A 3,343-nucleotide genomic window follows, 5' to 3' on the forward strand; every position below is an offset into this window, starting at 1 on the left:
GAACTCACTACGTCTGTTTTGAGCGTGTTCTTCTTCGGTACAGTTTTCTTTACAATCTACTTTTGGTTCGCTTTCACCGTATCCTTTTCCGGTAATACGTGATTTGTCGATTCCTTTAGAGATTACGTATTGAACGGTTGCTTTGGCTCTACGATCTGATAAGTCCATGTTGTATTTATCACTTCCTCTGTTATCAGTGTGGGCTTTAGCCATAATAACCATACTTTCATTGTTTTTCAAAACTTGAACTAACTTATCCAACTCAAAGGCGCCTTCAGCTGTAATGTTTGATTTGTTGTATTCAAAGTTGATTTCTTTTAAAATGATTTCTGTTTCCGTTACAATTACATCAATTGGGTTCAATGCCGCAGCAACTTTTACCTTACCGCCGTTTGTAGCTGCAATTGAAAACACACCACTCTCATATCCGTCTTTTGATCCTTGAATCGAATAGGCAGTATTACATTCTACGGGATACATGATTTCTCCATTAGCTGTTGTGGTTTGTGTAGCGATTACGTTTTTTTTAGCATCTAAAATAGCAACTCTTGCATTTGATAATAAAGCGCCTGTTTTTGCGTCTGTAACTACTATCATCGCTTCTACTCCACATAATGGATCTGCCATATAAATGTTATCGGCTCCTGCACGGTTACTTGAGAAAAACCCAACGTTTTTGGTTACATTGAAACTGAATCCAAAATCATCTTTCTCACTGTTTACGGGTTTTCCTAGGTTTTCTATTTGATTGTTGGTTTTTAAATCAACCATATAAACGTCTAATCCGCCTAGTCCGATGTGACCGTTTGAGGAGAAATACAATACGTTATCGTCTGTAATTTGAGGGAATTGTTCTTTACCTTCGGTATTGATTTTAGTTCCCATGTTCTCTGGTTTACCATAAGTCCCATCGGCATTGATGGCTACTTTCCAAATGTCTGTCTCTCCAATTGAACCGGGCATGTTAGAACTGAAGTAAAGCGTTTTTCCGTCTTTACTCAAACTTGGACTGCTGTTTGAATAATCTTTACTATTGAATGGTAAAGATTTTACATTGCTCCATTTTTCGCCGTCTTTAGTGGCTTTGTAAAGGTATACTTGCCCGAATTTGGTGTTGAGTTTTTTGTTTTTCTCAAACTCTTTCTCGCTATGAGAGTCTCTTGAGAAATACATTGTTTTTCCATCTGCACTTATGGTTACGGGACCGTCGTGCCATTTGGTGTTCAGTTCTACTACTTCTTCTGGTTTTGAGAAGGTTTTATCGGCATTCATAGTCGATTTGTAGATGTCTAAATACGGCTCATCATTCCATCCATCTGTACGTTTGCTCTTGTTTCTTGAAGAGGTAAAATACAGATTATTCTCATTGGTCAGCAGGGCTCCAAAGTCGGATCCTTCGCTATTGATCTCTAATGATTTTACATTAAAGGCTTTTTGTTTGTTCAATAACTTTGGTAAGTAACCTGGGTTTTGATTAAAGTCTTTGGCACGGTGATCGTTTGGTGCTTTCTTGGCAAAAGCAGCCATTTGCTTGTTAGATTCTTCGTATTTTCCTAAGGCTTTGAGCATTTGAGCATAACGAAAGTAGGTTTCCGCATCTTGTGGGGTTTCAACTACTTTTGCATACCATTTGCTGGCTTCCTCGGGGTTATACATGTTGTAATAGGCATCGGCCAATTGCTTATAAACATAAGGGTCTTTCTCTCCTTTGTCTATCAATTTCAGATACTCTTTGCTGGCTTCAACATACTCGAATTGTTGGAAGAGTTTGTCGGCAGTTTGTGTTTTTTTATTTTGTGCGTTTAAGGTCGTGGTGCTTACTAACACACAGCTTAATAGAATATAGAGTCTTTTCATTACGTGAGTGCTTTTATGTTAGAAAAATCTTGGTGAACGGGAAACTTTCTTTGGAAAGTTTACATCAAATAATAAGATAATCTCGTGAGAGGATGGGGCTACGGTTTTTATCTCTGAGATGATATTATCATAAGCATAGCCTATTCTTAAGCTTGGGGTAATGGCAAAGTTTACCATTGCTCCAAAGCTATCGTCTACTCGGTAAGTACCTCCTATCTCAAAGCGCTCGTTGAATAAAAAGTTAGCCGATACATCCAATGAACTTGGAGAATTAAAGGCTGACTTTAACATAGCAAAAGGCTTGAATTTTAAATTCGGATTTAAATCAAAAACATATCCTCCAGTTAAGAAATAGTGCTGTGTTTCTGTACCGTATTTTACACCATTATAATCTAAATAATTGGCCTTAATCATATTGGGTACAGATAAGGCTACGTAGTATTTATTGGTATAATAAAAAACACCTGTTCCTAAATTGAAATAGATATTACTGGTATCTTCACTAAATCCAGGGTCGGTAGGAACGGGAAGTGATGGAGAAATTTGGCTGAAAAGACCGATCTTTTGAAAAGTAGCTCCTGCTTTTAATCCTAAAGCTAATTTGTGTTCGCCTCCTAATTGTAAGGTGTAAGAGAAATCTCCATACACGTTTTGCTCTTTCACAGGTCCGATTTGATCAGCAATTACCGAAAGTCCGATACCTACATTTTTCCCCGCTGGGGTATGTCCTGAAAAGGTAAAGGTAGAAGGAGCTCCTTCTATATCTACCCATTGTTTACGGTATAAAAGACCCAAAGATAAATTCTCTTTAGATCCTGCATAAGCCGGGTTCATAACGTTCATATTATACATGTATTGCGTATAATGTGGGTCTTGTTGGGCTTGGGCCTCGAATAATGTAACTACGGCAATGAGAACCGCTAGGTATATTTTGTTCATATCCTTATTTTGTTTTATTTTTAAAATACTGCCTGAGGAATAATCAGGCAGTATTGTAATATCCTTATTATCTATTAATGTAAATCCATCCGCTCATTTTCTCACCAGCAAATGTATGAATTATATAGAAATACGTACCGTCAGGTAATTCTTTTCCTGATTTGGATTGTCCTTCCCATTGATTCGTGTAATTGGCAAGTTGATAAACTTCCGTACCATAACGGTTATAGATAAATATCTCTTTTACATTTAAAGTAGTCAAATCAAAATTGTCGTTATCCCCATCATTGTTCGGAGAAATACCTTTTTGAATGGTACAAGAAATGTTGTTTACCGTTACACTCTCTGTAGAACTACATCCTTGGTCGTTAGTAACCGTTACGCTATAAGTACCGTTTGAACCCAATACAATCGCATTGGCATCCTGAGTAGCAATAACATTTGGACCACTCCATACAAAAGTAGAAGTCGTTACATCAAAACTTGAATTGAACGGAACCGCTTCTAAACGATATGAATTGTTGTCGCAACCTTGTGTAAAGTCGAT

At 37.4% G+C, this 3,343-nt stretch carries 3 protein-coding genes; all 3 read right to left on the reverse strand.

The features are described from left to right. Positions 1–1,857 (reverse strand): OmpA family protein (locus tag PHO71_RS25815; RefSeq protein ID WP_300209052.1); only part of this gene is annotated, 1,857 nt, incomplete at its 3' end. A gap of 18 nt (positions 1,858–1,875) precedes the next feature. Beyond that, positions 1,876–2,796 carry a type IX secretion system membrane protein PorP/SprF gene (locus PHO71_RS25820; RefSeq protein WP_300209053.1) on the reverse strand — a complete coding sequence of 307 codons (921 nt, stop codon included), beginning with the start codon at positions 2,794–2,796 and terminating at the stop codon, positions 1,876–1,878. Positions 2,797–2,863: 67 nt separating this feature from the next. Next, positions 2,864–3,343, reverse strand: a 480-nt coding sequence (locus PHO71_RS25825; RefSeq protein WP_300209054.1) for a gliding motility-associated C-terminal domain-containing protein, incomplete at its 5' end; no start/stop codon positions are given.

The organism is Bacteroides sp. (genome assembly GCF_028690125.1).
Lineage (GTDB): Bacteria > Bacteroidota > Bacteroidia > Bacteroidales > Bacteroidaceae > Bacteroides.